This window comes from Natronorubrum texcoconense (genome assembly GCF_900100335.1).
In the GTDB taxonomy this organism is placed as follows: Archaea; Halobacteriota; Halobacteria; order Halobacteriales; family Natrialbaceae; genus Natronorubrum; species Natronorubrum texcoconense.
Window position 1 is genome coordinate 424,631 of the sequence record NZ_FNFE01000004.1, and the last position, 25,912, is coordinate 450,542.

A 25,912-nucleotide genomic window follows, 5' to 3' on the forward strand; every position below is an offset into this window, starting at 1 on the left:
GGCGTAGTCGAGTAACGGTCATCGAAGACGTATTCGCGTGACAATCGCCGAGTGTTGGGCCCGAGCTCGGTGGACGTGTGGGCGACCCAACCACTTTTATCGTACCGGTGAGACCGACAGCCAATGGCCGATTCGGTGTTTCTCTCCGGCGACCGCATCGATCTCCGACCGATCGAGGAGGACGACCTCGGGTTTCTGCAACGGGAGATCAACGATCCGCGAATCTGGCGGGCGATCGGCCGCCCACGACCGGTCAACGGCCCACAAGAGCGGGCGTTCTTCGAGAACGTCGTCTGCGACGACGACACGGTAAACCTCCTGATCGTCGCCGACTCGTCGCCGGTCGGGACGATCGCCTTCAACGCGATCGACTGGGAGACCAGACAGGCGGAGATCGGCTACTGGGTCGCCCCGGAGCACCACGGACAGGGGTACGGCACCGACGCCGCAGCCCGTCTCGTCGCCTACGGTTTCGACCAGCTCGGGCTGCACAAGATCACCGCTCGCGTCTTCGAGTTCAACGAGGCCTCGAGACGGCTCCTCGAGTCCGTGGGCTTCACCCGCGAAGGCGTTCACCGCGACGACGTGTTCGTCGACGGCGCGTTTCAGGACACCTACTGGTACGGGCTGCTCGAGGACGAGTGGCGCTCGGAATCAGAGTCGGAATAAGACACGTGGACCACACGAGTCGCGGTCAGTCCAACGGTTCGGGTGCCGGCGGCACCTGCCGTTTGTGCTCGCTGCGCTCGTACATGCCGCGGATTTTCTCGACGGTTTCCGCGTCGACCTCGAGCAGCCGGGCGGTCGCGGCGACCGACAGCGGGCCGTCGACGTGCGTCGCGAGGATCGAGTCGAGCGTCTCGTAGCTAACGCCCATCTCGTCTTCGTCGGTCTGGTCGTCCCACAGCTCCGCGGTCGGCGTTTTCGTGACGAGATCCTCGGGAACGCCGACGTGGTGGGCCAGCTGGCGAACCTGGGCCTTGTACAGGTTCCCGATCGGGTGGCAGTCGACCGCTCCGTCGCCGTACTTGGTGAAGTAGCCGACCGCAGCCTCGCTGCGATTCCCGGTGCCCAGCACCAGCCGTTCCTCGTGGTTCGCGACGAGGTAGTTCAGGACGGCACGAACCCGCGCTCGAGCGTTGCCGACGGCCTCGCGGTCGCCCTCGGCTTCGGGGTAGGCCGCGAGCAGCGAGTCGACGATCGGTTCGATCTCGATCACGTCGTAGCTGATCTCGAGGTTCTGTGCGACCCGCTCGGCGTCGCTCATGTTCTCGCCGCTGCTGACGGTCGCCGGGAGGACGAGTCCGTGGACGTTCTCGGCCCCGAGCGCGTCGACGGCGAGATAGGCGGTGAGCGTGCTGTCGATTCCGCCCGAGAGGCCGAGGACGGCTCCTTCGGCACCCGCGGCGTCGACGCGGTCGCGAACGAAATCGGTGATGTGGTCGCGGTGGTGATCCAGTTCCCCCTCCGAAAAGCGAAGGTCGATCATGGACGCCTGTACGGGTGGCTCGTTCTAATAGCCTCCCCCTACTGGAAAAAAGTGTACGAGTGTTGGGTTATCGAGAGGTCGTCGTCGAAGGAACTTCGGGGAGCGCTACGTTGAAGTGCGATCGACGGCTACGAACGGGGTGAGCGCCGGTGTCTCACCGGGCGAAGCGAGGTGGGGCTCGATACACGTCGGAGACGTGTTTCGGTGGTGAGCAAATCCGAAGGATTTGCGATTTTCGGCGCACAAGCGAACGAAGTGAGCGCAATGCGCCGGTGGTGAGTAGTTCCTTCGGAACTACGAGCCTCGGCGCGCGAGGAACGCAGAGACGAAGCGCGCCGGTGGTCCAGTGGTAGGACTCGAGCTTCCCAAGCTCGCGGCCCGGGTTCAATTCCCGGCCGGCGCATTTTTCGATGGGGTCTTCGGATACCAGTCGCTCGAGCTTCGAGTCCACCGAAAATGATAGTTCCAACTGATCGCCGAAATCCGAGCGCGCCCTACTCGTAGATCCCCATCGCTTCGATCTGCTCTTGGTACCGGTTCCGGATCGTGACCTCGGTCACCTGCGCGACGTCGGAGACCTCGCGCTGGGTCTTCTTCTCGTTACAGAGCAGCGATGCGGCGTAGATCGCGGCCGCGGCGTAGCCGGTCGGCGACTTGCCCGAGAGCAGCCCCTTCTCGGTCGTCGTGTCGATGATCTCGTTGGCTTTCACCTGGACCTCCTCGGAGAGCTCGAGTTCCGAGCAGAATCGGGGCACGTACTTTTTGGGGTTGACCGGTTCCATCTCGAGGCCGAGTTCCTGGGCCACGTACCGATAGGTTCGGCCGATCTCCTTGCGTTCGACTCGGGAGACGGCGGCGACTTCCTCGAGGGATCGCGGGATGCCCTCCATGCGGCAGGCGGCGTAGAGCGTGCTGGTCGCGACGCCCTCGATGGAGCGCCCGCGGATGAGGTCCTCGTCGAGTGCGCGTCGGTACATCACGCAGGCGACCTCGCGGACGGATCGCGGGATCCCGAGCGAAGAGGCCATGCGGTCGGTTTCCGAGAGGGCGAACTGCAGGTTTCGCTCGCCGGCGTCCTTGGTACGGATCCGTTCCTGCCACTTGCGCAGGCGGCGCATCTGGTTGCGCTTGTCCGAGGAGATCGATCGCCCGTAGGCGTCCTGGTTCTTCCAGTCGATCGAGGTCGTCAGGCCCTTGTCGTGCATCGTCTGGGTCGTCGGCGCGCCGACGCGGGACTTATTCTGCCGTTCGGAGTGGTTGAACGCGCGCCACTCCGGGCCGCGGTCGATGTTCGCGCCTTCGACGATGAGTCCACACTGGTCACAGACGAGTTCGCCCTGATCCTCGCTTTTGACGAGCGTGCCACCGTCACACTCGTCACACACCCGCCCCTGTGTTTCTTCGTTCGTTTTCTCGTCGGTTTCAGAATCACGTTGGCGTTGGCGGGTGGAACTTGCCATTTCATGTAGATACCGAGTTGCAGGACCTTAAGGCCTCGCCGTCAAATAGTCCCGATCTTTACGTAGTCCAGTTCTGCTAGAGGTCGCGACTCGAGCCGCATATTCCCTCGAAACCGGCGTAGAGCGGATCGCAAACCGCGTAATTCGTGATCGAGCGGTGCCGATTTCCGTGATGGGTCGTGCTCGCTCGTCCGATGCGGAAGCTGTGCGATTTAGTAGCAGCCGGTTCGAAGCGAACGCATGCACCACGCAAGGGCGGACGCGGCGGCGCGAAACGAACGGTTCGCCGTGACCACACGAGTGTCAGTCGAGAGCAGCCCGCACGTATCGGCCGAAACCGACTCCCTGTAACAGATGCGCGTACTGGTAACCGGCGGGGCCGGGTTCATCGGCTCGAACGTGGCGAACCACCTCGCCGACCGACACGAGGTGATCGCGATCGACGACGAGTCGCTGGGCGATCCCGCGAACCTCCGGAACACGGTCGATTATCGCCGCCGATCCGTCCTCGAGGACGACCTCCCGACCGACGTCGACGTCGTCTTCCACCTCGCCGCGCGTTCCTCGTACGCGATGCACGAACGCGATCCCGCGGACGGCGCGCGCGTGAACGTCGAGGGGTTCGTCAACACGCTCGAGCAGGCCCGGGACGACGGCTGCGAGCGCGTCGTCTACGCCTCGACGTCGTCGGTCTACGGCGACCGAACCGCGCCGGTTTCGGAGACGGCGTCCGTCGAGGCCTCGAGCGGCTACGAGGCGTCGATGCTCGCCAGGGAGCGTTACGCGGAGTACGTCGCGACCCACTACGGGACGACGATCGCCGGCGTTCGGCTTTTTTCGGTCTATCAGGGCTACCACGGTGCGGAGGGGCACAAGGGGCCGTACGCGAACGTCGTCACGCAGTTCGCCGACGACATCGCGCGCGGCGACAGCCCGGAGCTCTACGGCAACGGGAGCCAGACCCGGGATTTCGTCCACGTCGACGACGTCGTCCGCGGGCTCGAGGCGGTCGCCGACGCCGAGCTGACCGGCATCTACAACCTCGGGACGGGCACCGCTCACAGGTTCGACGCGGTCGTCGACCTGCTCGCCGACGAACTCGAGCCCGACGTCGAACCGGTGTTCGTCGAGAACCCAATTCCGGAGGACGTCTACGTACACGATACCCGTGCGGACGTGAGCGCTCTCCGGCGCGAGACCGGGTGGAAGCCGACCGTTCCGCTCGAGGAGGGAATTCGGCGCGTGTGCGAGCCGTATCTGTAGCGGCGAACGCGTACGGCGCCGCGGGCGCGACGCCTCAGAAGTAGCCGAGCAGCGTGCCGCCGAGGACGACGACCCACATGACGACGCCGGCGATCAGCATGTCGTTGAACCGCGACTCGCGGGTCGCGCGTTTGGCTGCACCGCCGGCGATCAGCCCCAGCGCGACGACCACGAGCATCCGCTGGAGAACGACGTCGACGGGCAGCGAGTCTACGCCGAGCAGACCGTAATCCAACCAGATGGCCACCGCGAGCGAGCCCGCCGCGACGATGGCGGCGTCCAGCCGCCGCGTGAGCGTTCCGGCGATCAGATACGTCGCCACGGGAATCCCGAGGGCGATCACCGGGTACAGCAACGCGGCGATCATGTGCGGTGTCATGAACTCGGCGTTGCGCTCGAGGGCGACCCCGCCCAGTCGCACGCCGAGGAACATCGCGAGGATGGTGAACAGGAGGATGATGTGGCCGGCCTCGAGTCGATCGTAGGCGGCCGCGATCCGGCGACGGTCGACGTCGGTCAGGTGGTCGTCGATCGCGTCGGGCGTGTGATCGGAGACCTGTTCGGAGTCGGTTTCTCTGCTAATACCGGTACTGGCGGTTCTTGCGCGTCGTTTGGCCGCGAGTCCGACGCCGGCGGGCAGGAGGATCATGCCGGTGAGATCGACGACGGTCGCCCAGCCGTTCGCGTCCGACGGGCCGGCATTGTCGAGATAGACTCGACGCACGTCCTGTTCGACGTCGACCTGCGGATGATTCATGAAGTCCTGCTCGATTTTCGTCTGGGCGGCTTCGACGCCGTCGACGCGGTGGCGAAGCGTGAACCAGTCGAAGTGCTCGGTGTGGGCCTGCATCGCCACCCACTGATCGTCCGAGTTCGGGCTCTCGTAGAGCCGAATGTGGTATCGCTGGCCGTAGTAGTCCCCGTCCTCGAGTTGTCCCGACTCGTCGGTCCAGTAGGCGTCCTCGTCGGGACCCGGATCGACGTACGCGTAGCGGGTCGTCCCGTGGGCGTCACCCCACTCGATTCCCGTCGCGTGCCGGTCGTGTTCCTCGAGGAACTCCTGTTCCTGGAGGACGGTTTCGTTGTCTTCGTACTCCGCTTCTACCGCTTCGATCTCTTCCCAGTCTCCGTCGGCCTCTTCGGTCATCATCCGCAGGATGTCGTCGCTGTCTCCGCGAACGATGACGTTGAGCGGACTGCGTTGCTGGAAGCGCTCCGCCGGGCTGAGAAACCGCCAGAACTCGCTGTCCGACTCCTCGAGGGAGGTCATGCTCGGCGAGACCTCCGTTTCGTCGGGTGCGACGCTGTCGGTCGAGGGAGAGAACAACAGCGACGGCCCGCCGACGAAGAGGAACGAGATCGCGAGTAACGTGACGGCGATGACGAGCGAACGGCGCATTCGAATCCACCTAGCGGCTGCCGACATATCAATATAGGTGGTCGATTCGCGCCGGTATCGATGCCAACACGGCTGCTACCGCCGGTTCCTGTGAACCGACCGACCACAATGGCTGACAGGTTCGCGGCGACGGTGACCGACAGCCGGCTACCGTGATCGCACCCGGCCGCTGGCTCAACCGTCGACGTCCGGCCCGACGGTCAGGACGGGAGTCGGAGCCTGCCGAACGACGCGCTGGGAGACGCTGCCGACGACGTTGGTCTCGTACTCGTCACCGCTCGTCCCCATGACGATCAGGTCGACGCCGTGATCGGCCGCGTAGTCGACGATTCGCTCGGCGGGGTGGCCCGTCTCGATCGCTGTTTCGACCTCGAGGTCGCGGCCGAGAGCAGCCGTCGCCGCGTCGTCGATCGCGTCGCGGGCGTTCGCCCGGAGATCGGCTCGAACCCCCGAGACGCGGTCGTCGTCGAGCAGCAGAAACGCCCGATCGTCGACGACCGAGAGCACGTGTACCGTCGCCGATCTCATCGCTGCGATGTCGATCGCGTGCGTTGCGGCGACCGCCGCCTGATCGCTTCCGTCAGTGGGAACGAGGATTGTGTCGTACATTGCGACCCTACTCGAGCGTCGCGAGCGGAGTGAAATAGCAGTTGCTGTGGTTTTTCACTGGTGGGAACTCCGTTGCACTTCGTCGGGAACGCCACCGCTTGGGATGCAGTATCCAGGAGTGGATCAGGGCTTCCAGCTCAGTTCGATCTTGATCGTCTCGCGGCTGCCTCGAAGCATCGAGGTGCGTTCGACGACGTCTACGGAGCAGTCGACCTCCTCGGGCGGCGTGAGCGATATCGTCTTGTTGCCGACGTCGACGTGAATCTCCTCGCTATCCCGCTCGAACTCCTCGGAGAGCCCCGCGAGGTACGCGGCGAGGTCGGATCGAGTGAGTCTCTCGTCAGCCGTCGTCCGTTGAGCCATGCCCATCGGTGGCGGCGAGAGGCGCAAAAGTATGGGTAGCGAACGCAGCCATAACGCACACTTACTGGTGAGTGCCGTCACGCAGGCGAAATGAGATACTGTCCGGTCTCAGAAACAGTCGGGTCTCAGAAGAGGTTCGCCTGTTGGTAGACGGAGAGCCCCTCGCTCGTGATCTCGTAGGGCTTTTTTTCTCGAGAGTGGTTCGCGTCCCGAATCTTCTGTATCTCGATCGCGAGCCGCGTCTCCCGAAAGTCGTCCGGGCGGATGTACTGGAGGACGAACACCGCGTCCGTGAGGTACTCCACGATACCGTACCGGGAGGCGTAGGGCGTCTCCTGGGACACCTCGCTGGTCACTAGCGCGGTGACGCCGGCCTCTTTCAGACTCCGGGTGAAGTCGTAGATCTCGCTGCGTCGCGTCGCGCGATCCTCGTACATCATCTCGAGCAACGAGACCGAATCCAGCACGAGCCGCGACGCGTCGAACTCCTCGATGAGCTCCGGGAGTTCGTTCTTGATCGACGCGAGACTGTTGGCCATCTCGATTGGGTCGACGTCGACGACCGCGAGTCGGTCCTCGGCGACGTACTCGTCGAAGGGGTACCCCTTCTCCGTCGCGCTGTCGATCACCCGCGCTCGGCTCTCCTCCAACGTGATGAACACCGCGTGCTCGCCCCGTGCCAGCCCGTGGTCGAGAAACTGCAGTCCGAACGTCGTCTTCCCCGTCCCGGCGCTCCCCATCGCGACGATCAACGAGCGTTCGGGAACGCCGCCCTGAATCATCCGGTCGAGCCCCTCGATCCCGAGCTCGAGTCGCGGCAGTTCCGAGTCGAGTTCCGCGTCGAAGTCGGGTTCGTCCGCGCCCTCGAGCCCGAAATCGAGATCCGAGAACCCGTCGGGTCCCGGCTCGTCCCCGACGCTCGGCACGTCGACGTTCTCGAGTGCCGACCCGAAATCGTCGTCGAACAGCGAGTCTTCGGCGGCACCGTCGCTCCGGCCCGGTGCATCGCCCTCGTCGTGATCCGCGTCGACCGCCGACGGCGTATCGACCCCGTCGCCGTCCGAACCTCGCTCGCCGTCCAGCGCCGCCGGATCGTCGTTGGTCGTTTCCTCGGGTCCCTCGTCGGCCGCTTCCTCGGCCCCGTCGTTTTCCTCGAGCGCGCGTTCGAACCAGTCCTCGCGGTCGTCACTCACGGTGATCACCGCCGTTCGTCGGCTCGAACCGTTCGACGGCGTCGGCTCTGCGGGCGGCCATCGTCGAGTCGACCGAACTGCTCGGGAACGTGCTCATGCGAGGGTGGCGACGCGCGTCGTCGTTCAGATAGCTCGAGTGTGCCCCACGACGATGAATGTTGTTGCCGTCCGGGCTTCGGGCAGAGAAACCGACCGAGACGGCACCGCCAAAACGTGGCTTTTTGACGACGGGAGGGCTACTCGCCGACAATGGACGTCGCCGTCGGCATCGTCGCACAACGGGACAACGAACGCGCACAGGGACTCGCCGCGAAACTGGTCGAGACGCTCGAGCGCGGCGCCGGAATCGGTGAGGAGTGCGACGTACGCACCGTCGTCGACGACGCGACCGCCGAGCCGATCGGCGAACCCGGCGTGCCGGTCGCCGCGATGGCCGACCGGGACCTCGTGGTGAGTATCGGCGGCGACGGCACGTTGCTGTTCGTCGCCCGTGAGATCGGCTCCACGCCGATTCTCGGGGTCAACCTCGGCGAGGTCGGCTTTCTCAACGCTGTCGCACCCGCCGACGCGGTCGACGTCGTCACCGATCTCGTCGCGGAGTGTCGCGATACCGGTGCACTCGAGGGGCGCGAACTCGCCCGACTCGAAGCCACCTGTGCCGACGGGGAGTGGACGCTCGATCCCGCGCTCAACGAGGTCGTCGTCCACGGGAAGCGGCGAGGCCACGGCGGCGGCGCGGCGGTCGAGGTTCGGGTCGACGGCGACCGGTACGCCGAGAGCCACGCCGACGGCGTGCTCGTGGCGACGCCGACCGGCTCGACCGCGTACAACTTGAGCGAGGGCGGTCCGCTCGTCCACCCGTCGATGGACGCCCTCGTCGTCACGCAGATGGCCGCCGCGGACGGGATGCCGCCGCTGGTCGTCGATCCCGGAACGGACCTCGAACTCGCGGTCTCCGGACCCGACACCGCCTACGCGATCAGCGACGGCCGGAACCGGCAGCGACTCGAGCTACCCGCCACGGTCGATATCTCGGTTGCGGACGAGCCGATCACGCTCGTCGGGCCGCGAGGGAATTTCGTCGAGAGTCTCGAGAAACTCGAGTGAACGAAGAACCCACGGTGTGGTACCCGTTGCCGCCAGCGTGAACGGGTCGCTCGAGTGAGTTTCCCTGTGTTGCAAAATGGGTCCGGACAGTCGAACGGCGCGACCCCCTCGAAAGCCGTCACTGCGAGCGATTCTGTACGATCGTCGTCTCAGCCGAGTAACTGCTCGAGTTGGGCCGGGGGAACGGCACCGCGGGCGACCTGTTCGCCGGCGATGAACGTCGGGACGCCGGTGATCCCGCGACGCTGGGCCTCGAGGAACCGGTCCTCGAGTTCGGTTCGAAGTCCGTCGTCGTCGATCGCGGATCGAATCTCGTCCGCCGGCAGCCCGACCGTCTCAGCGACGTCGGCCAGCACCTCCTCGTCGCCGATATCTCGCTCGTCCTGCCAGAGCGCGTCGTAGATCGCCCCGTCGAAGGCCGCCCACTGCTCGGGGTACTCCTGTTTGACGTACCACGACGCCTGCTGGGCTGGCAGCGAGTCGACCTCGATCGCCAACTCCTGGGCCATCTCGACGTCGTACTCCGTTTGCAGACGGCGAACGTTCTGTCTCGCCTGCTCGAAGTACTGGTCGTCTTTGCCGTCGTCGACATCGTGATCGATCGAGCCGTCCGGGTTCCGCTTCCCGCTTCGGAGGTCGAACGGCCGCCAGTCGACCTCGAGTACCCCCTCGTGCTGTGTGCGATACTGCTCGAAGGAGTTCTTCCCCAGATAGCAGAACGGACAGACGTAGTCGGCGTAGAGTTCGACCCGCTGAATTTCGTTGGACATACGCCCAGTAGGGAGGCACGACTGAAAAGGCGACGGCAACCGGCACGCTCCGCACGCGACGTCCCAAACCCGCTACTTGGGCACGTCCCGTAACCGGCTAATGGGTGCGGCCCGCACGGGATCGTATGCGATTCACGCCAGGTCCGACGACGGTCCCGCCGGCGGTCAGGGAGGCGATGGCCGCGGAGCAACCGAACCCCGATCTCGAACCCGAATTCGCCGACCGCTACGACGACGTCTGTACGAAACTCGCGGCGGTCTACGACACGTCCCACGACATCGTCGTTCCCGGCGGGGAGGGAATTCTCGGTCTCGAGGCGGCCATCGCCTCGCTGGTCGCCCCCGGCGACCGAGTGCTCTGCGTTTCGAACGGACTCTACGGCGACGGCTTCGCGGATTTCGTCGACTCGTACGACGGCGAGGCGGAACTCGTCTCGGCACCGTACGACGAGGGATACGATCTCGAAGCCGTTGCGACGGCGCTCGAGGACGCCGCCGACGCCGGCGACCCGTTCAGAGTGGTGACGCTGGTGCACTGCGAGACGCCCACCGGGACGCTCAACGAGATGGGGCCCGTCCTCGACCTGCTCGAGGAGCACGACGTCCTGAGCGTCGTGGACGCCGTCTCGTCGCTCGGCGGGACGCCGGTTCCCACCGACCGGATCGACGTCTGTCTGGGGGCCTCCCAGAAGTGTTTCAGCGCGCCGCCGGGGCTGACGACGGCCGCGATCAGCGACCGCGCGTGGGCGGCGATGGAGGAGCGCGATCCGTCCTCGCTGTACACGAACTTCCTCCCGTGGCGGGACGTCTCCGACGGCTTCCCCTACACGCACCTGGACGCGAACGTCGCCGCGCTCGACGCGGCCCTCGATCGGCTGCTCGAGGAGGGCCTCGAATCCGTCTACGAACGCCACGGGGCAGCCGCCGAACGGTGCCGAGAACGGGGAGCCGAACTCGGACTCGAACTGTATCCCGACCTCGAGCGCGCCTCTCCGACCGTGACGGCGTTTCACCTCCCGGGTGAAGCAACGCAGGTACAACAGCGGGTTGCAGACGAGGCGGGGATCGTGTTGGCGACCGGACTCGGCGATCTGAAGGACGACATCCTTCGATTCGGACACATGGGATACAACGCAGAAGTCGAAAAAGTCGATCGGGCGATGGACGCCGTCGAAGCCGTACTGGAGTAGTTCCCGCCTCGAGGGGGACGGCGCACCAGTAGCACGGCTTAGCTTCCGTTCGCGTCGCCTCCCGCAGTCGCGCTCGCGCTTTCGTCGGTCGTCCCCGTCACGTCCGGCAGGTTTGGGTCTCGGTAGGGGTTTCGGCCGTAGGCGGGTAACTCGTCCTCGAGTTGCTCTTTGAGCACGCGTCGAAGCCGGTTCAGACTCGTCGTGTCCAGTCCGTAGTCGGCGGCGAGGCGTTTGAACGTCTCCTCGTCGGTGATGTCGTGGGCGCGGTACTGACCGAACAGTTCCTCCATGCGGTCGGGCGACAGCGCCTGCGTGTCGATATCGTCCAGACCGAAGTACTGCTGGCGGTCGACGTCGACGACGTGGCGGATGACGACCAGGGCGACCTTCGGGATGGCGCGCTGGCTGCCGAACTCGGTGAGGTCGATCTCGTCCATGACGCCGAGCGCGAGGTCCCGCTGCCACGGCGTCACGTCGAGGGCGTTACACAGCGCCTGCGTCGTCCGGAGGCGATCGAGGTGGTGGGCGCGCTCGCTGTAGCCCGGCGTCGCACCGTGTTGCTCGTCGTGGAGCCGCCGGATGCTTTCGGAGAGGTCTGCGTCGGGGGACTCCGCGCGGCCGATGACGGTCGCACTCGGCGTGACGACGCCCCACTGCCGGACCGTCGAGTCGCGTTGGACGTCCGCCCGGGAGAGCGAGCCGGAGCCCGGCCGCGTCTCGAGGCGGCGGTCCTCGTCGTACTCGAGTCGCTGGCCGTCGCCGACGGCGGAAGGGTGGTCGACGCCTGCGGGTTCAGCACCGTCGTCTCTCATTACCTCCCGCTCAGACAGGCAGACGGAAAAAGGCTCGCTCCAGTCGGATGGTCTCTCAGGCTGACTGACACTGTAACGGATAGGTCTCTGCGCCGTACACGGCGCTGGGGCTCTCGAGGATCTGCGGTTCGCGAAAAGCTCTTCGTAGCTTCACCTTGTGACCAGAAGCACTTAAAGAGACACCGGGCGATACGTCTTCGCGGCCACGGCTTTCGAAGCGAGTATACCCTCGGCTGGTGAATTTGAGTGCAGTAGAACGGTCGTCTTCCCGTCGTATCTTTACCTTGTGACCAGAAGTACTTAAAGAACTGCGAAGCCACGACGTTCCGAGCGTGAACGCAGACTGTGGAAACCGATGGCTGGTCAGTTGACAACTCATCGAGAAGCGACCGTTCTCCCGTCGTATCTTCACCTTGTAACCAGAGGTATGTAAAGGCCGAATCGACGTCGTCACCGAATTGCTGCGATCAGTTCGTCGACGAACTCGTCCAGCCGTACGGTGTCGGGCCCCTCTCGTGCGTGAATCTCGGGATCGATCTCCCGCGGGGGATGGGCGAACTTGCGGCCGACGGCGTCTCCGATCTCTGCAGTTCCTTCCCCCGCTCGCTTCCGCTCGAGTAACTCGCGAGCCCTCTCGATCCGTTCCGCGTCGAAGACCGCTGGCGCTTGCTCGGTCAGAAATGTCTCGAACTCGAGCGCCGGCAGGTCGTGTTCGCCCCGCTCGCCGATCGCCTTCAGGTATCGAGCCGACATCGCCGCCCGACAGATCGTCAGGTTCCGTTTTACGGTGGGTTTCGTCTGCGTCTCGGCGAATCGCTCGTCGCTGGCCATGATCGTGGTCGTTCCGTCGTCGGTTTCGACGACGTACGCGTCGTCCTCGAGCACCTCGAGGATCGGAACCAGTTCGTCGTCGGTGGACACCAGATGGTGCGAGATGTACTTGCGGTAGTTGCTGGTCGCGATGCCGCGCCACGCGTGATAGAGATCCATCGGGTTGTACGTACGCTCGATGTATTCGGCGAGGTCGGTCGGGTCGTACGCGGTGCGATAGCGGATCGGGCTCCGAAGCAGGCAGATCGCGCCGTCGTTGGAGTCCGCGAGCAGTTGCGCGAACGTGCGGACGTCCCAGCCCTGCAGTTCGATGCCGTCGCTCTCGGCGTCTTCGTGGATCGTCGTCGGAGGTGTCTCGAGGTGGGCGTACCGCCGCAGATCTTCGGAGACGAAAACGAAGCCGACGTCGTAGTCGCTCGCGGGACTCGCCGCACCCCAGGCACGGCTGCCGCGGGCGACCGCCAGCGCGACGGAAACGCTGTGCTCGCGTTCGATCGTCGTCAGCAACTCGTCGACGCTCTCTAAGACGTGGTCCGGAACGGTGGCCATAGCTGTCGCTCGAGTACTGGGAAACGGAGAACCGAAAACGCGGTGTGACCGCGCCGAAATGCCCTTCGTAGCTTCACCTTGTGACCAGAAGCACTTAAAGAACGCCGGCTATCGTCGCCGGCCGGGAGCCACGTTCGGAGCGATCCTGTGCGTACACGGTTAGTTACGCATCCAGTGCCGAAGCGAGCGGCCGACCGACCAGGGAGAGTTCGTCACCTGCGTTCACGATCCGTTCGAGTCGATCCGCAGGGCGTACGACCTCGGTGTCGGACTCGTAGTGAACGAGTCCTTTTTCTTCCAGTTTCGGGATTCGTACGTGAATCGCATCGATGTACACGTCAGTTCCGTCCGTGCGTTCTACTATCGCGACTCGGTCGACGAGCGTCTCGACAGCGAGTGGCTTCTCGGCCAGCGAGAGTACGTACAGGAGATTCCACGACCGGGTGTCCAGTGCGAGTTCGGCTAACTCCAGTGCGTCTTCCGAGAGGGGCTCGCTCGGTACGTTCGCTAGTCGCTCCGACTCGACCGTCCCGAGCTCGGTAGCGAGGTGCTGTCGCTCCGTTACAATCGATGCGTACAGTGACACGACCATCCCGCTCGAGACACCGAGAAGTAGCAACTCCCCCGGCTCGACGACGGTTCCGCCGACGAGCCGCTCGACGACGATGTACCCGGCAATGACCGCGCCGACGACACTCCCGCCGACGAGTCCCCAGACGGCGACACTCCAGCGATCAGAACGACTCAGTGGTCGTGTTGCCACCCAATAGCCACCGTATACGATGAGGGCGGCCGGGGCACTGACGAGTGCGAATTCGATGGCCCAGAGGCTCATCGGTACGGGGTGTGTGTACACGTACGCGACGCCGACAATCCCGAACAGCGCTCCGACGACAGTGACGACCCACGACGGTGCATCATACTGGTGAATTAGGCGCGCATGTGTTTGACTCACAGGAATCTATCGTATGCTTCAGCCCCGCCTATTATGGGTCTTTTTTGAAATGGAGACGGAGACTCCGGCTATCTGGATAGTCCCTACCTATCTCGTACGTATCGCCGAAACGCGAGTTCGAGACACCAAACTATGGCGAGTCCGTTCACCGATACGTTGGTCTTACACCTGCCGCTGCCCGGGGTGAATCATTGAGAAGCGACCGTTCCCTCGTCGTAGCACTATTCTGTGACCGGTGGCAGTTGAACAGCGGTCGACACCGTACCCAGTACTCGGGAGTCACGGCTACGACTGTGAGCCGCGGATACCCGTCGGTGGCGAATCGGTGAGTCCGTAGAACCCCACGTCCTTCCGTCGTATCTTCACCTTGTGACCAGAAGCGCTTAAAGAACGGTCGAGCGCGAGGCTCGAGTCGAGCGCCGACGACACGCGCTGTGGCTGGCAATACTGGCCACCCGTCCACCGAGGACTGCAGCTTTCGAAAGGTTGAATCGGCCCCTTCCCTGAATGCGGACAATGAGTCACCAGCTCCCGGACGTGCAGGCAACGTCGCCCGACGTCACCGTCGGTCTGAGTCAGGTCGGCGTCACCGGCGTCGACAAACTCGTCAAGATCGCCCGCGAGGGCAAACGCCCGATCGTCCTCACCGCCGAGTTCGAGGTCTTCGTCGATCTTCCCGCCTGGCGCAAGGGCGCGGACATGAGCCGCAACATGGAGGTCATCGACGAGATTTTAGAGGAGGCCACCCGCGAGGAAGCCTACCGCGTCGAGGACGTCTGCGGCGACGCCGCCGAACGGCTGCTCGAGAAACACGACTACACCTCCACCGCGAAGGTCTCGATGGAAGCGGAGTTCATGCGCCGCGAGCAGACGCCCGCGAGCGACCGCGAGACCCAGCACACGGTCGATATCATCGCCTCCGCGACGGCGACGGACGAGGGAACCCGCGAGGAGATCGGCGCGGAAGTAACCGGGATGACCGTCTGTCCGTGCTCGCAGGGGATGTCCGCTGCGCGCGCAAAACAGACGCTCGAGGATCTGGGCGTCGAGCAGGAGACGATCACCGACTTCTTGGAGGAAGTCCCACAGCCGGGTCACTCCCAGCGCGGGCACGCGACCCTGACCGTCGAAGCGAGCGGCGACCCCGAGGTCGATCTGAACGACGTCATCGACATCGCGCGCGACGCGATGAGCGCCCGGATCTACAACCTCGCGAAGCGACCCGACGAGGACCACATGACCTTCGACGCGCACTCGGACGCGAAGTTCGTCGAGGACTGCGTGCGAGCGCTGGCCGAAGGGGTCGTCGACGAGTTCGACCACCTCGCGGACGACGCCGTGATCACGATGAAACAGTCCAACGACGAATCGATCCACCAGCACAACGCCCACGCCGACCGCATCGTCGAGATGGGGACGCTGCGCGAGGAGGTCAACGGCGACCTCGAGCGCTAAGCCGCCGATCGCTAGTCGTTACTTCTCGTTCCGTTCGTCCACAGATCGTTCGCTCGCAGTCCCGTCGTCGCCAGCGTGGGCTTCGTCCGCCGACTCGCTCGAAACGCTCGATAACTCGGTCTCAGTGCTTTCGGACGACCCGCCGCCGAGCTTGCTGCGCGCGTAGAGGTACGCGCCGGCGCCGCCGCCCGTGATCGCGGCGATCGGTCCGAAGCCGGGGGTTCCGTCGTCCGCGCCGTCATCGGTCTCGTCTTCGTCCGTTTCGTCTTCCTCGTCCTCGTCGGGGTCGCCGCGCTCGAGGATGATGCCGTCGGTCCCGACCGCGATACCGCGTGCGAGTTCGTCCTCGTCGCCCTCGGCGAGGGAGACGCCTCGAAGGTCGGTCTCGACGTCGGTCTCGGCCTGCTGCCAGTCGCGCGGCGTTCGCTCGTAGATCGTCCCCTCGGAGCCGGCCGTCGCGGCGGCGTCTTCGACGGCGTCGGCGGCGAGCAGTTCGGTGCCGCCCGCCCACCGCTTCGTCCAGACCGCGCCGTCGTACTGGAACACCGTCCCGTCGTCGGCCGAGACGAGGATGGCGTCCGTCTCCTCGGCGACGACGTCGGTCAGTCCGGCGCTCGCGTTGTCGATGCCGATAGTTTCCCAGGAGTCCCCGCCGTCGGTCGTCTCGTACACCTGGCTCGTCGTATCGCAGACGTAGCCGGTTTCGCTGTCGAGGAAGTCGATTCCGAGGGCGCTCGAGCCGCCGCCGGGTTCGACGACGTCGTCCCAGTCCACCTCGCCGTCGCCGGTTTTCGTTCCGGAGAGGTATTCGCCGGAGCCATTGATCAGGTGGATGGTTTCGTCGCCGGCCTCGCCGGTGACGTCGATGGCCTCCCAGGTGCTTGTTCGACCGTCGGGTGCGGAGCGGTCCGTCAGTTCGTCCGATTCGACGTCGTACTCGCCGATCGCGCCGCTGCCGCCGGCGACCCAGACCGTCCCGCCGTCGTCGGTCGCGGCGACCCCGTTGAGCACGTTGCCCTCACCCGTGGGTCCGTCGTCGACCGCGACGGTCCACTCGCCGGCGTCGCGCTCGAGAACGTAGCCCTCGTTCCCGACCGCGTAGCCGTCCTCTGCGTGGGTCGCGTCGTGGAGCGTCTCCGGGATCGGCGAGTCGACTTCGGCCCACGGCGCGGGCTCCTCGTCGTCCTCGACGGAATCGGCCTCGTACTCGCCCCGTTCGACGACGGTGCCGTCCGCGCCGACGGCGACGTGTGGGTACTCGTCGGAGTCGTCGAGCGAGAGGTCCTCGAGCGTCTCCTCGACGTCGGTTTCGGCCGGCTGCCAGCCTCGAGCGGTGCGCTCGTAGATCGTTCCTTCGGCGCCCGACGCGGCCGCCTCGTCTTCGGTCGCGTCGATGCCGAGCAGTTCGTTGCTGCCGGCCCACAGCTTCGTCCAGACCGCGCCGTTGTACCGGAAGACCGTCCCGTCGCCGCCGCCGGCGTAGATCTCGTCTCGAGCGCGGGCGATTACGTCGTAGAGCGCGACGCTACCGCCGTCGACGCCGATGGTCTCCCAGCTTTCGCCCCCGTCGGTCGTCTCGTAGACCTGGCTGTTCGTGTCCGCGATGTAGCCCGTCTCGCTATCGAGGAAGTCGATCCCGAAGGCGCTCGAGCCGCCGCCGGGCTCGACCACCTCTCCCCATTCTACCCCACCGTCGTCGGTGACCGTTCCGGAGAGGTACTCGCCGGAGCCGTTGACGAGGTGGACGGTCTCTTCGCCCGCCTCGCCGGTGACGGCGATCCCCTCCCAGGTGCTGGTCATCTCCATCGGCGCGGAGAAATCCGTCAGGACGTACTCCTCCACGTCGTACCGGCCGACGACGCCGCTGCCGCCGGCGAACCAGACGTGCTCGCCGTCGTCGGTGACCGCCGCGTCGTTCAAGGGGTTGGACTCGACAGTGGGCCCGCGCTCGAGAACGGTCTCCCAGCCGTCGGCCCGGCGGGTGAGAACCACGCCGCCCGCGCCGACGGCGTAGGGGCCGCGACTCGAGTGGACGACGCCGGCGAGGGTTTCCTCGACTGGCGACTCGATCGAGGTCCACTCGCCCGTCTCGATGGCTTCGGCGTCGTCGTCGGCGGTATACTCGCCACGCTCGATAACGGTGCCACCCTCGCCCACCGCTGCGTCCGGGTAGTCGCCGGTCGCGTCGAGCGCGACGCCGTAGAGGGTGTTTTCGGTGGGGGACTCGAGTTGCTCCCACTCCTCGCCGTCGTAGTCGTAGACGAATCCCTCCCCGCCCGCAGCGAGGCCCGTCTCGCCGTCGCGGTCGACGGACTGGACGGGTTCCTCGCCGACATCGTTCTCGGTCCACTCCTCGCCGTCGTACTGGTAGATCACGCCGCCCTCGGCCGCGACGGTGAGGTCGTCCGTCGCGACGGCCACCACGTCGAGGAGCCCCTCGTCCGCAGTGTCGATGCCGATGGTCTCCCAGGAGTCGCCGTCGTCGGTCGTCTCGTACACCTGGCCGGCGGTATCGGCGACGTATCCGGTCTCGCTGTCGAGGAAATCGATCCCGAAGGCGCTCGAGCCGCCGCCGGGCTCGACCACCTCACCCCAATCCATCCCACCGTCGTCGGTTTTCGTTCCGGAGAGGTACTCGCCGGAGCCGTTGACGAGGTGGACGGTCTCTTCGCCCGCTTCGCCCGTGACGGCGATTCCCTCCCAGCTGCTGGTCATCTCCATCGGCGCGGAGTAGTCGGTCAACTGTGCGTCCTCGACGTCGTACTGACCGACAACACCGCTGCCGCCGGCGAACCAGGCGTGTTCGCCGTCGTCGGTGGCGTCGACTGCGTTCAGCGGGTTCGACTCGACGGTCGGGCCGCGCTCGAGGACGACGTTCCAGCCGTCGCTCCGTCGGAGCGTCGCGACGCCGCCCGCGCCGACGGCGAACGGTCCCTGACTTGTCCGTGTGACGTCGAATAGCGTCTCTTCTGTCGGTGCGTCGGCGGCCGTCCACTCGGTCTGAGCGAGCGCGGTTCCCGCCCCGGCGGCGAGTGCGAGTCCGGCGACGCTCGCGCTGCTCGTCCGCATGAACCAGCGTCGTGAATGGGATCGATCGGTCATTGATCGTACTGCCACCGCGTACCACTGTCCCGGTGAAAAGAAACCACACTGTATTCAAAAGATGAAATTAACGTATAGAAGTAAAAACACCTCTTTCGCTCGAGCGCCGCTTGTAGGGCCTCTCCGTATCGATTCGGGTCGCTGTCGGATTCGAGTCGATACAAGGTACGACGGACTCCACAAGCCGTCGCGGGGGCTCTCCGTCTGTTACCGGGCGTCCGTTCGGTGACGTACCGCCAGCAGTGCAGCGAGACAGAGGGCGGCGAGCGCGATGGTACTCCCGAAGCCTGGCATGCTATCGTCGCCGTCATCGTCGTCCACAGCGGACCGCTCGGCGTCGTCGGTGCCGGTGCCGTCGTCGCTCTCGGACTCGTCGTCGGCACTCTCCTCGTCCGCATCGGTATTCTCCTCGACGTCGAGTTCGATTCCGCCCTCGAGGGCTGCCTCGACGAATAGTTCGTCGGTGTGTTCGTCGTGGAGGTCCCACACCGCCACGTTACCGTCGATCTCGTGGGCGTTCGAATCGGTAATCTCTCCGGGCATATTGACCTGATACGTAATCTCGGAGAGTTCGGGATCGTCGGCGGGATCCTGAACGTCGAACTCCTCGTAAACGACCGTTCCGTCGTCCGCTTCGATATCAATGAACGGTTCTTCGCTCGTATCGACGTCGTCGAGCGTTATCGATAACTCGTACCCGCCGTCGAGCTCCGTCATCGTTACCGATGCGTCGCCGATCGACTCGTCCGCTTCGAACATCGATTCGTACCACGCTTCGACCGTTTCGTAGCTATCCATCTCGGCCCACGTCGCGTACTCATCGTACGTTTCGTCGGTCATCCCCATCGACAGCTCCATCCGCTCGAGCGAGCCGTCCTCCGAGACGGTCACCTCCATACTTCCCGAATCGACGTCCTCCTGTGCCGCAACGGGCGCCGCTACACCGCCGAACGTCATGGCCAGCAGAACGACCGTCGCTATCCCGATCGGTACGGTCGACCCGTCAGTAACTGAACGCATACGCGGAATTTCTTCCTCTCTATCATAAATGTGCTCACTCGACGAGTCGTGGTTCTGGTTGTGTCAGCCTCAGAACTCGAGCGGGTCGGCCACGTCCCACCGCGGGACGAACTCCTCGTGGACGTTCGCGGCGAACTCGGGATCCTTGAGGTCGATCATCCCGAACGCGTCGCCCGAGGAGAGGGGATTCGGTACCTGAATACAGACTTCGACGCCGTCGATGATGTTGAACGAGCCCGAGACGTCGTCGTTCGTCCGCACGTCGAAATCGTCGCGCTGCTGGAGGGTCTCCCGATAGCGTCTCCCCACCTCCTCGGAGAGCGACGAGACCATCTCGCGGGTCATCAAGAGATCGACCGTGACACCCCGATCGAGGGCGTCTTCGACCTCCGCGTTAACCTCCTCACTGACGGCCTGGAGATCCCACTGCGGGGCCGGATCCGCGGAGACCATCACGATGTGGTCGTCGGCGGCCGCGAGTCGCTCGAGGAGGAGATCGATCGTCTCGTCGGGACCGACGGCGGCCGTCCAGAACTGGTCTTCGACCGGCTCCGCTGCGTCGAGTTCGTCCGCCAGATCGTCGACGATCGACTCGTACTGGTCGGCCTTCTCCTCGAGTTCGCGCTTCTTGTCGTCGAGCAGCCGGTCGAGGGCCGTCGACGGCTCGACGGCGACGTACTTCTTCGGTCGGCTCGCGGTCTGACTCCGGACGAGGTTGTACTGTTCGATGCTGTTCAACACGTCGTAGATCCGCCCCATCGGCACGTCGCTCGCCCGCGACAACTCCTTTGCCGTTGTGGGGCCCGTGTTTAAGAGCGCTCGATACGCTCGAGCCTCGTATTCCGAGAGCCCGAGGTCCCTGAGACTGGCCATGTGCTCACAGACCAACCGAAGAAACATAAACGCTGTGGTGGTTTGACAGTCGAGTGATTCACCCGGTACGGACGTGCAGTCGGGCGTTACTCGAGGATCGTCTGCACGCGTTCGCTCAACTCGTCCGGGGTTTTGGCGGATTCCGAAACGATCTCCCCGCGTTCGACCCGAGCCGTTTTCGACTCGAGACCGTCGGCGCCGGGAACGACGATCTTCTCGTGATCAGCCAGTCGGAGGGCGGCTCGATGGAGGTCCGTTCCGGGGCCGGTCGCGACGCGGATCACCAGCGGTCCCTCGAGTAATCGTGCGGTAGCGGTCGCATAGCGGGCGATCTGGACTCCAAACCGGTCGCTCGCGCCGGCAAACGCCTCGAGCGTTTCTCGTGCGACGTCGCGGTATCGCTCCTCGTCGGTTAGGACCGATAGCTCCAGTAGCGCGTCCGCGAACGCGACGTTCGCGTCGAGCGGCCGGAGCGGGCGGTCGACCAGACCGACGCCCGTTGCCGGCCCGTCGAGGAACGACGCCTCGTCGTGAAGCCGATCGATCGTCGCGTCCGCGACTCCGGTGGCATCCTCGAGGACGGCCGTATCGAGGGTGCTCGCGGCGGTCGTCAGTGCTGCCAACGTGCGCGCCTGCGTGGTGAGCAGCGGGGTCGGCTCGCCGCTCTCGTCGGATTCTATCCCGCCCTCGAGGGCGTGAGCGGCGACGCCATCCGTGAGCAGGTCGTCTCGCAGCGTCCCGAGTGCACGCTCGGCGTACCGCCGAGCGCGTTCGTCGTCGGTGTAGGCGTAGTAGGTCAGGAGCCCCTCGATCGCCAGCGCGTTCGGCCCGGCGAAGACGCCGTCGTCGACCGGCGGCTCGTCGGCTGCGGCGCGGTCGGTCGCGTCGAGGCTGTGTGCGGCGTCGTCGCCGGGCGCCTGACTGTTCGCGAACGCGTCGGCGTCGTCGTTCCACAGCGTCGTCGTAAGGTACTCGATGGTTCGCTCGGCGGGCTCTCGGTACTCGTCTTTACCCGTGTGCAGGTAGGCGTTCGCGAACGCGCGCACGAGCGCGCCGTTGGAGTCCAGTAACTTCTCGTACTGAAGCCCGGACCAGTCGCGGTCGGTCGCGAATCGGTAGAAACCGCCGTCGTACTCGTCCAACAGGTTCGCGCCGACGGCGTCGAACGAGCGCAGCGCCATCTCCCGGTCGCGCTTGAGCGCGAACTCGAGGGCGTCGGGGAGCGGAAACTTCGGGCTCTGGCCCCAGCCGCCGGCGACCTCGTCGTAGGTTTCGGTCAGCTGGCCGAGCATCGCGGACTCGACGTCGCTAGTGAGTGTACCCGCGGGCGGGCTGTCCTCCCGAAGCGGTCGCGGAACCCGTCCGGCGCCGCTGCCCTTCGTGTCCCACATGGTCCGAACGCTGTCCAGTACCTGTCGCATTCCGTCGTTGCCGAGGTAGCCCGCGCCGGTCAACACGGTCCCGTCGGGGGCGAGAAAAACCGTCGAGGGAAAGCCGCCCATGTTGTACCGATCACGCACGCGCGGGTAGCGATCCACGTCGACCCGTACCGGCACGAAGCTATCGTTGACGTTCGCCGCGATTCGGGGCTCCGCGTAGGTCTCTCGGTCCATCTCGTGGCAGTGGTCACACCACGTCGCGGTGAGCGAGAGCAACACGGGAACGTCCGTCTCCGCCGCTTCGTCGAAGGCGTCCGGTCCCCACTCGCGCCACTCGACACGTGTCGGATCGTCCATACCGACACCTCGGCTGTCGCCGGCGTAAGCCCTTCGTTCGATCGTGGCTCGAATTCGCAGCGTCAGCGCTCGAGACTCGTCTGTCGCTCGACCGCTCGAAATCACCGAACGCGAAACGAGAGTAAAGCGTTTTCACCCTCCCCCGGCTATATCGTGGCATGCTCCGGTGGATCTTCGCGCTGTTGCTCATCCCCTTTCTCGACGCGGTGATTCTCGCCGTCGTCGTCAGCCAGACGACGTACATCGGCTGGGTCGGGATGGTGTTGCTCGTCGTCCTGACCGGACTCGTCGGCATGTTGCTCGTCCGCGCCGAGGGTCGCCGAACCATCCGGAAGATGCAGCGGTCGCTGATGGAGGGGAAGCCGCCGACCAACGAACTGCTCGACGGCGGCCTGCTGATCGCCGCCGGCGCGTTCCTGCTCACGCCCGGGCTGGTCACGGACCTCATCGGCTTCCTGCTCGTGATTCCGCTGACGCGGATCCCGATCCGCGCCGGGCTCAAACGCTTCGTGATCGTCCCCTACGCGGACAAGAAGACCGGCGGCTTCGCCAGCGGACAGGTCTGGACGATCGGCTTTCCGGACGACGGGATGGCTCGAGAGGGGCAAGGCGGCTCGAGCGAGAACGGAACGTACGATCTCGGTGCCGACGACTACTCCGTCGACGACGGGACCGATGGCGAGTCGTACACGATCGATTTCGGCGACGAGCGGACCTCGGATCTGTCGGACGAATCGGACGACGACGCCGGGGACCACCCCACGCGGTAGCGGTTCGCACGGGCCACCAAGAAAGAAACGCTTAAACATCCCACCCGGCAACTACTGATTGCGACGCGGGCCAATAGCTCAATCAGGTTGAGCGCCACTCTGATAAGGTGGAGGCTCTCGGTTCAAATCCGAGTTGGCCCATTTCTGCTGCGAACAATGCGAACGTCGTGAGCCGTGAGCAGTAGAAATACATCCTACTCGGATTTGAGCTCTGGAAGTCACAGCCCGGGAGTGAACGAAGTGAGCGACCCGGAATGTCTCCCTCCGGTTCAAATCCGAGTTGGCCCACTTCTCGCGGCGAACAAATTCGTGAGCCGCGAGTGCGTGCTGCCGCGAGGATTTGAATTACGGAAGACGCATGCTCACGAGCGCAGCGAGTGAGACCGTCTTCAGGTGGTTCAAATCCGAGTTGGCCCATATTCTCGCCGCGAGCAAACTCGCGAGCGGCAAGAATTGGATCGAACTGGCACACTCGTTCTGACCCTCTCTTAGATATCCGGTAACGACGGATTTAGCGCCCGAAAGTTCCGTTCGTGGCGTTTGTGGAGATGGGTTTTCCTCTCGATTTTGCCACAACACGTTGGCGAGGACGACAACCTTCGCGAAAGAGCGGCGAAGATCGCTCGAGGAGGATATGCACGCACACATCCACAAGGGAACCAACGTGCTATTCCCGACGTCGAGGCACTGCTCGCGTCGGAGTGATCCGCTCAACCGAGCCGAGACATGGAGTACTTACGTCTGGAGTTTCATTAGATAACTAACCGAAAGAAGCGCTGTCCTTGGCGCACAGTCGGGACCGAACGGTCGATATTGCCGAGGACGTGACCGACGGATTTGCTCACGTCGCCGACCGTTCAGAATCCCACAACCCAGCCACGTTGGCTGCAAGACTGTCTCACAGGACTGCTATGATCGGGTCTACTAATGGACATTGAAATCGCAACGATAGGCGGCTACGAAGAAGTCGGGCGACAGATGACTGCGGTCCGCGCGGGCGACGATATCGTGATCTTCGACATGGGGCTGAACCTGTCGAAGGTCCTGATTCACGACAACATCCAGACAGAGGGGATGCACAGCCTCGATCTGATCGACATGGGCGCAATCCCCGACGATCGGGTGATGAGCGACCTCGAGGGCGACGTGAAAGCGATCGTTCCGACCCACGGTCACTTGGACCACATCGGCGCGATCAGCAAGCTCGGCCACCGGTACGACGCACCCGTCGTCGCGACGCCGTTCACCTGCGAACTGGTCGAAGAGGAAGTCGACGACGAGCAGAAGTTCGGCTTCGACAACGAGATCATCCGGATGGAGGCCGGCGAGACGATGTCGATCGGCGACAGCGGACAGGTCGAACTCGAGTTCGTCAACGTCACCCACTCGATCATCCAGGCGATCAATCCCGTACTCCACACGCCGGAGGGCGCAGTCGTCTACGGACTGGACAAGCGGATGGACCACACGCCCGTCATCGGCGATCCGATCGATATGGACCGGTTCCGTGAGATCGGTCGCGAGGGCGACGGCGTCCTCTGTTACATCGAGGATTGTACCAACGCGAACAAAAAGGGCCGAACCCCGAGCGAGAACGTCGCACGCGAGCACCTCCGTGACACCCTCTACAGCATGGAGGACTACGACGGCGGGATCGTCGCCACGACGTTCGCGAGCCACATCGCCCGCGTCAAATCGCTCATCGAGTTCGCTCGAGATATCGGCCGCGAGCCGATTCTGCTCGGCCGCTCGATGGAGAAGTACTCGGGGACCGCGAAACGGATGGGTGTCGATTTCCCGTCCGACGTGGATATGATCGGCTACCGTCGATCCATCGATCAGACGTTAGAGCGGATCATGAACGACGGCAAGGAGAACTTCCTGCCGGTCGTGACGGGTCACCAGGGTGAGCCGCGGGCACTGCTCACGCGAATGGCTCGCGGGGAAACACCGTACCAGCTCGACGATGGAGACAAGGTGATCTTCTCGGCACGTGTGATCCCCGAGCCAACGAACGAGGGGCAACGGTACCAGTCCGAGAAGCTGCTCGGCATGCAGGGTGCACGCGTCTACTCCGACATCCACGTCTCCGGTCACCTCTGTCAGGAGGGCCACTACGAGATGCTCGACGCACTCCAGCCACAGCACATCATCCCGGCTCACCAGAATCTGAAGGGGTTGTCGGGATACGTCGATCTCGCCTCTAATCAGGGATACACGCTCGGACGAGATATTCACGTCACTACGAACGGAAACATCATCCAGCTCGTGTAACTTGTCTTGGGGCTGGATCGTCGCGTCCGAGCAGGCGTACTCCGACTCGATCTAATTCCCCCGAAACAGGACTCAAATAAAACTGTTTTTTGTGGACTCGCTTCCAGTGAGCCACAGCTGAGCGACTATAGCGACCGTCCTGGTAGCCGATTTTCTCCCGGTGTAACTGTCGTCAATACACCGCCGAGCCGATTCAACGACGGTAGTAGCCGAAGTATCCGTTAGAACCTCGCATTTTTGTACTTATTGACTGATCGAATAGACGTCCGAAAACTACACTACTGGGTGTGTGAGACTCCCTCCCTCTGAAGCTTCGATTCGCAGGCCTTAAGTAGTGGTCGGCGATTACAATTTAATCCGAAGGAAATGAGGATCCTTCCCCTGCGGTCCGCCGTACAGAAGGGATCTGATGTTAGCCTTGGTAGTTCGGTGACGCTCGACCGGTCGTCGGTCTGAGGTCATCGAACGTGGACCCATTTATGTGTGAGTGTGTACAAGAATTTACATTCACCGCCAAATGAACCCTCCCGACCATTGGGTCGGGAGTATATAGCATTCCGGTTGATCCTGCCGGAGGTCATTGCTATTGGAGTCCGATTTAGCCATGCTAGTTGTACGAGTTTAGACTCGTAGCAGATAGCTCAGTAACACGTGGCCAAACTACCCTATGGATCAGAACAACCTCGGGAAAC

General features: G+C 64.2%; 21 protein-coding genes, 2 tRNA genes and 1 rRNA gene. 10 read left to right on the forward strand and 14 right to left on the reverse strand.

Annotation, left to right across the window (positions count from 1 at the left end):
* Positions 1 to 123: 123 nt before the first annotated feature.
* Entirely contained in the window at positions 124 to 669 is a 546-nt protein-coding gene (locus tag BLT08_RS14845; protein WP_090309061.1) for a GNAT family N-acetyltransferase, read from the forward strand.
* 25 nt (positions 670 to 694) lie between these two features.
* On the opposite strand, the gene BLT08_RS14850 is transcribed toward BLT08_RS14845, so the two are convergent.
* Positions 695 to 1,489 carry an NAD+ synthase gene (locus tag BLT08_RS14850; protein ID WP_090309064.1) on the reverse strand — a complete coding sequence of 265 codons (795 nt, stop codon included), beginning with the start codon at positions 1,487 to 1,489 and terminating at the stop codon, positions 695 to 697.
* A 332-nt stretch (positions 1,490 to 1,821) separates the two neighbouring features.
* On the opposite strand from BLT08_RS14850, the gene BLT08_RS14855 reads away from it, so the two are divergent.
* Positions 1,822 to 1,892 (forward strand) — tRNA-Gly (locus BLT08_RS14855).
* Positions 1,893 to 1,983: 91 nt separating this feature from the next.
* Here the strand turns inward: BLT08_RS14855 and BLT08_RS14860 are convergent.
* The gene (locus BLT08_RS14860; RefSeq protein ID WP_090309067.1) at positions 1,984 to 2,949 is read right to left on the reverse strand and encodes a transcription initiation factor IIB; all 966 of its coding nucleotides are present in this window, start codon (positions 2,947 to 2,949) and stop codon (positions 1,984 to 1,986) included.
* A gap of 354 nt (positions 2,950 to 3,303) precedes the next feature.
* On the opposite strand from BLT08_RS14860, the gene BLT08_RS14865 reads away from it, so the two are divergent.
* A complete protein-coding gene (locus tag BLT08_RS14865) occupies positions 3,304 to 4,212 on the forward strand; it encodes an NAD-dependent epimerase/dehydratase family protein (RefSeq protein ID WP_090309072.1) in 909 nt (302 codons plus the stop codon).
* Positions 4,213 to 4,246: 34 nt separating this feature from the next.
* On the opposite strand, the gene BLT08_RS14870 is transcribed toward BLT08_RS14865, so the two are convergent.
* The 4 genes from BLT08_RS14870 to BLT08_RS14885 all read right to left on the reverse strand — a co-directional run bounded on the left by BLT08_RS14870 (position 4,247) and on the right by BLT08_RS14885 (position 7,785).
* A complete protein-coding gene (locus tag BLT08_RS14870) occupies positions 4,247 to 5,611 on the reverse strand; it encodes a hypothetical protein (RefSeq protein WP_090309077.1) in 1,365 nt (454 codons plus the stop codon).
* 174 nt (positions 5,612 to 5,785) lie between these two features.
* Positions 5,786 to 6,220 (reverse strand): universal stress protein, encoded by a 435-nt coding sequence (locus BLT08_RS14875; protein ID WP_090309080.1) that lies wholly within the window; start codon positions 6,218 to 6,220, stop codon positions 5,786 to 5,788.
* 123 nt (positions 6,221 to 6,343) lie between these two features.
* Complete coding sequence (locus BLT08_RS14880; protein ID WP_090309084.1) at positions 6,344 to 6,583, reverse strand: amphi-Trp domain-containing protein; 240 nt, start codon at positions 6,581 to 6,583, stop codon at positions 6,344 to 6,346.
* A gap of 125 nt (positions 6,584 to 6,708) precedes the next feature.
* A complete protein-coding gene (locus BLT08_RS14885; protein ID WP_090309087.1) occupies positions 6,709 to 7,785 on the reverse strand; it encodes a KaiC domain-containing protein in 1,077 nt (358 codons plus the stop codon).
* A gap of 240 nt (positions 7,786 to 8,025) precedes the next feature.
* On the opposite strand from BLT08_RS14885, the gene BLT08_RS14890 reads away from it, so the two are divergent.
* On the forward strand, positions 8,026 to 8,883 hold the full coding sequence (locus BLT08_RS14890) for an NAD(+)/NADH kinase (protein ID WP_090309092.1): 858 nt from the start codon (positions 8,026 to 8,028) through the stop codon (positions 8,881 to 8,883).
* A gap of 149 nt (positions 8,884 to 9,032) precedes the next feature.
* Here the strand turns inward: BLT08_RS14890 and BLT08_RS14895 are convergent, their stop codons facing one another.
* Positions 9,033 to 9,653 (reverse strand): DsbA family oxidoreductase, encoded by a 621-nt coding sequence (locus tag BLT08_RS14895; RefSeq protein ID WP_090309097.1) that lies wholly within the window; start codon positions 9,651 to 9,653, stop codon positions 9,033 to 9,035.
* A gap of 125 nt (positions 9,654 to 9,778) precedes the next feature.
* Here BLT08_RS14895 and BLT08_RS14900 point away from each other — a divergent pair, with 125 nt between their 5' ends.
* Positions 9,779 to 10,843, forward strand: a complete 1,065-nt coding sequence (locus BLT08_RS14900) for a pyridoxal-phosphate-dependent aminotransferase family protein (protein WP_090309101.1) — start codon at positions 9,779 to 9,781, stop codon at positions 10,841 to 10,843.
* A 38-nt stretch (positions 10,844 to 10,881) separates the two neighbouring features.
* Here the strand turns inward: BLT08_RS14900 and BLT08_RS14905 are convergent, their stop codons facing one another.
* The 3 genes from BLT08_RS14905 to BLT08_RS14915 form a co-directional block, all read right to left on the reverse strand.
* Complete coding sequence (locus BLT08_RS14905) at positions 10,882 to 11,655, reverse strand: DNA-directed RNA polymerase subunit epsilon (protein ID WP_090309104.1); 774 nt, start codon at positions 11,653 to 11,655, stop codon at positions 10,882 to 10,884.
* A gap of 450 nt (positions 11,656 to 12,105) precedes the next feature.
* Positions 12,106 to 13,035, reverse strand: a complete 930-nt coding sequence (locus BLT08_RS14910; protein ID WP_090309108.1) for a nucleotidyltransferase domain-containing protein — start codon at positions 13,033 to 13,035, stop codon at positions 12,106 to 12,108.
* 163 nt (positions 13,036 to 13,198) lie between these two features.
* Positions 13,199 to 13,870, reverse strand: a complete 672-nt coding sequence (locus BLT08_RS14915) for a hypothetical protein (protein ID WP_090309111.1) — start codon at positions 13,868 to 13,870, stop codon at positions 13,199 to 13,201.
* Between the two features lie 636 nt (positions 13,871 to 14,506).
* Between BLT08_RS14915 and mptA the strand changes: the two genes are divergently transcribed.
* Positions 14,507 to 15,445 (forward strand): GTP cyclohydrolase MptA, encoded by a 939-nt coding sequence (gene mptA / locus BLT08_RS14920; RefSeq protein WP_090309116.1) that lies wholly within the window; start codon positions 14,507 to 14,509, stop codon positions 15,443 to 15,445.
* A gap of 18 nt (positions 15,446 to 15,463) precedes the next feature.
* On the opposite strand, the gene BLT08_RS14925 is transcribed toward mptA, so the two are convergent.
* The 4 genes from BLT08_RS14925 to BLT08_RS14940 form a co-directional block, all read right to left on the reverse strand.
* Entirely contained in the window at positions 15,464 to 18,547 is a 3,084-nt protein-coding gene (locus BLT08_RS14925) for a beta propeller repeat protein (protein ID WP_175529330.1), read from the reverse strand.
* A 207-nt stretch (positions 18,548 to 18,754) separates the two neighbouring features.
* Positions 18,755 to 19,567, reverse strand: a complete 813-nt coding sequence (locus BLT08_RS14930) for a PGF-CTERM sorting domain-containing protein (protein WP_090309127.1) — start codon at positions 19,565 to 19,567, stop codon at positions 18,755 to 18,757.
* Between the two features lie 69 nt (positions 19,568 to 19,636).
* Positions 19,637 to 20,440, reverse strand: a complete 804-nt coding sequence (locus BLT08_RS14935; protein ID WP_090309203.1) for a TrmB family transcriptional regulator — start codon at positions 20,438 to 20,440, stop codon at positions 19,637 to 19,639.
* Between the two features lie 86 nt (positions 20,441 to 20,526).
* A complete protein-coding gene (locus BLT08_RS14940) occupies positions 20,527 to 22,176 on the reverse strand; it encodes a DUF255 domain-containing protein (RefSeq protein WP_090309209.1) in 1,650 nt (549 codons plus the stop codon).
* 158 nt (positions 22,177 to 22,334) lie between these two features.
* Here BLT08_RS14940 and BLT08_RS14945 point away from each other — a divergent pair, with 158 nt between their 5' ends.
* From BLT08_RS14945 to BLT08_RS14960, 4 genes are all read left to right on the forward strand, one after another.
* Complete coding sequence (locus BLT08_RS14945) at positions 22,335 to 22,946, forward strand: FxsA family protein (protein ID WP_090309130.1); 612 nt, start codon at positions 22,335 to 22,337, stop codon at positions 22,944 to 22,946.
* A 67-nt stretch (positions 22,947 to 23,013) separates the two neighbouring features.
* Positions 23,014 to 23,087: transfer RNA gene (locus tag BLT08_RS14950), tRNA-Ile, on the forward strand.
* A gap of 786 nt (positions 23,088 to 23,873) precedes the next feature.
* On the forward strand, positions 23,874 to 25,220 hold the full coding sequence (locus BLT08_RS14955; protein WP_090309133.1) for a ribonuclease J: 1,347 nt from the start codon (positions 23,874 to 23,876) through the stop codon (positions 25,218 to 25,220).
* Positions 25,221 to 25,774: 554 nt separating this feature from the next.
* Positions 25,775 to 25,912 (forward strand): 16S ribosomal RNA (locus tag BLT08_RS14960); the annotation flags it as partial.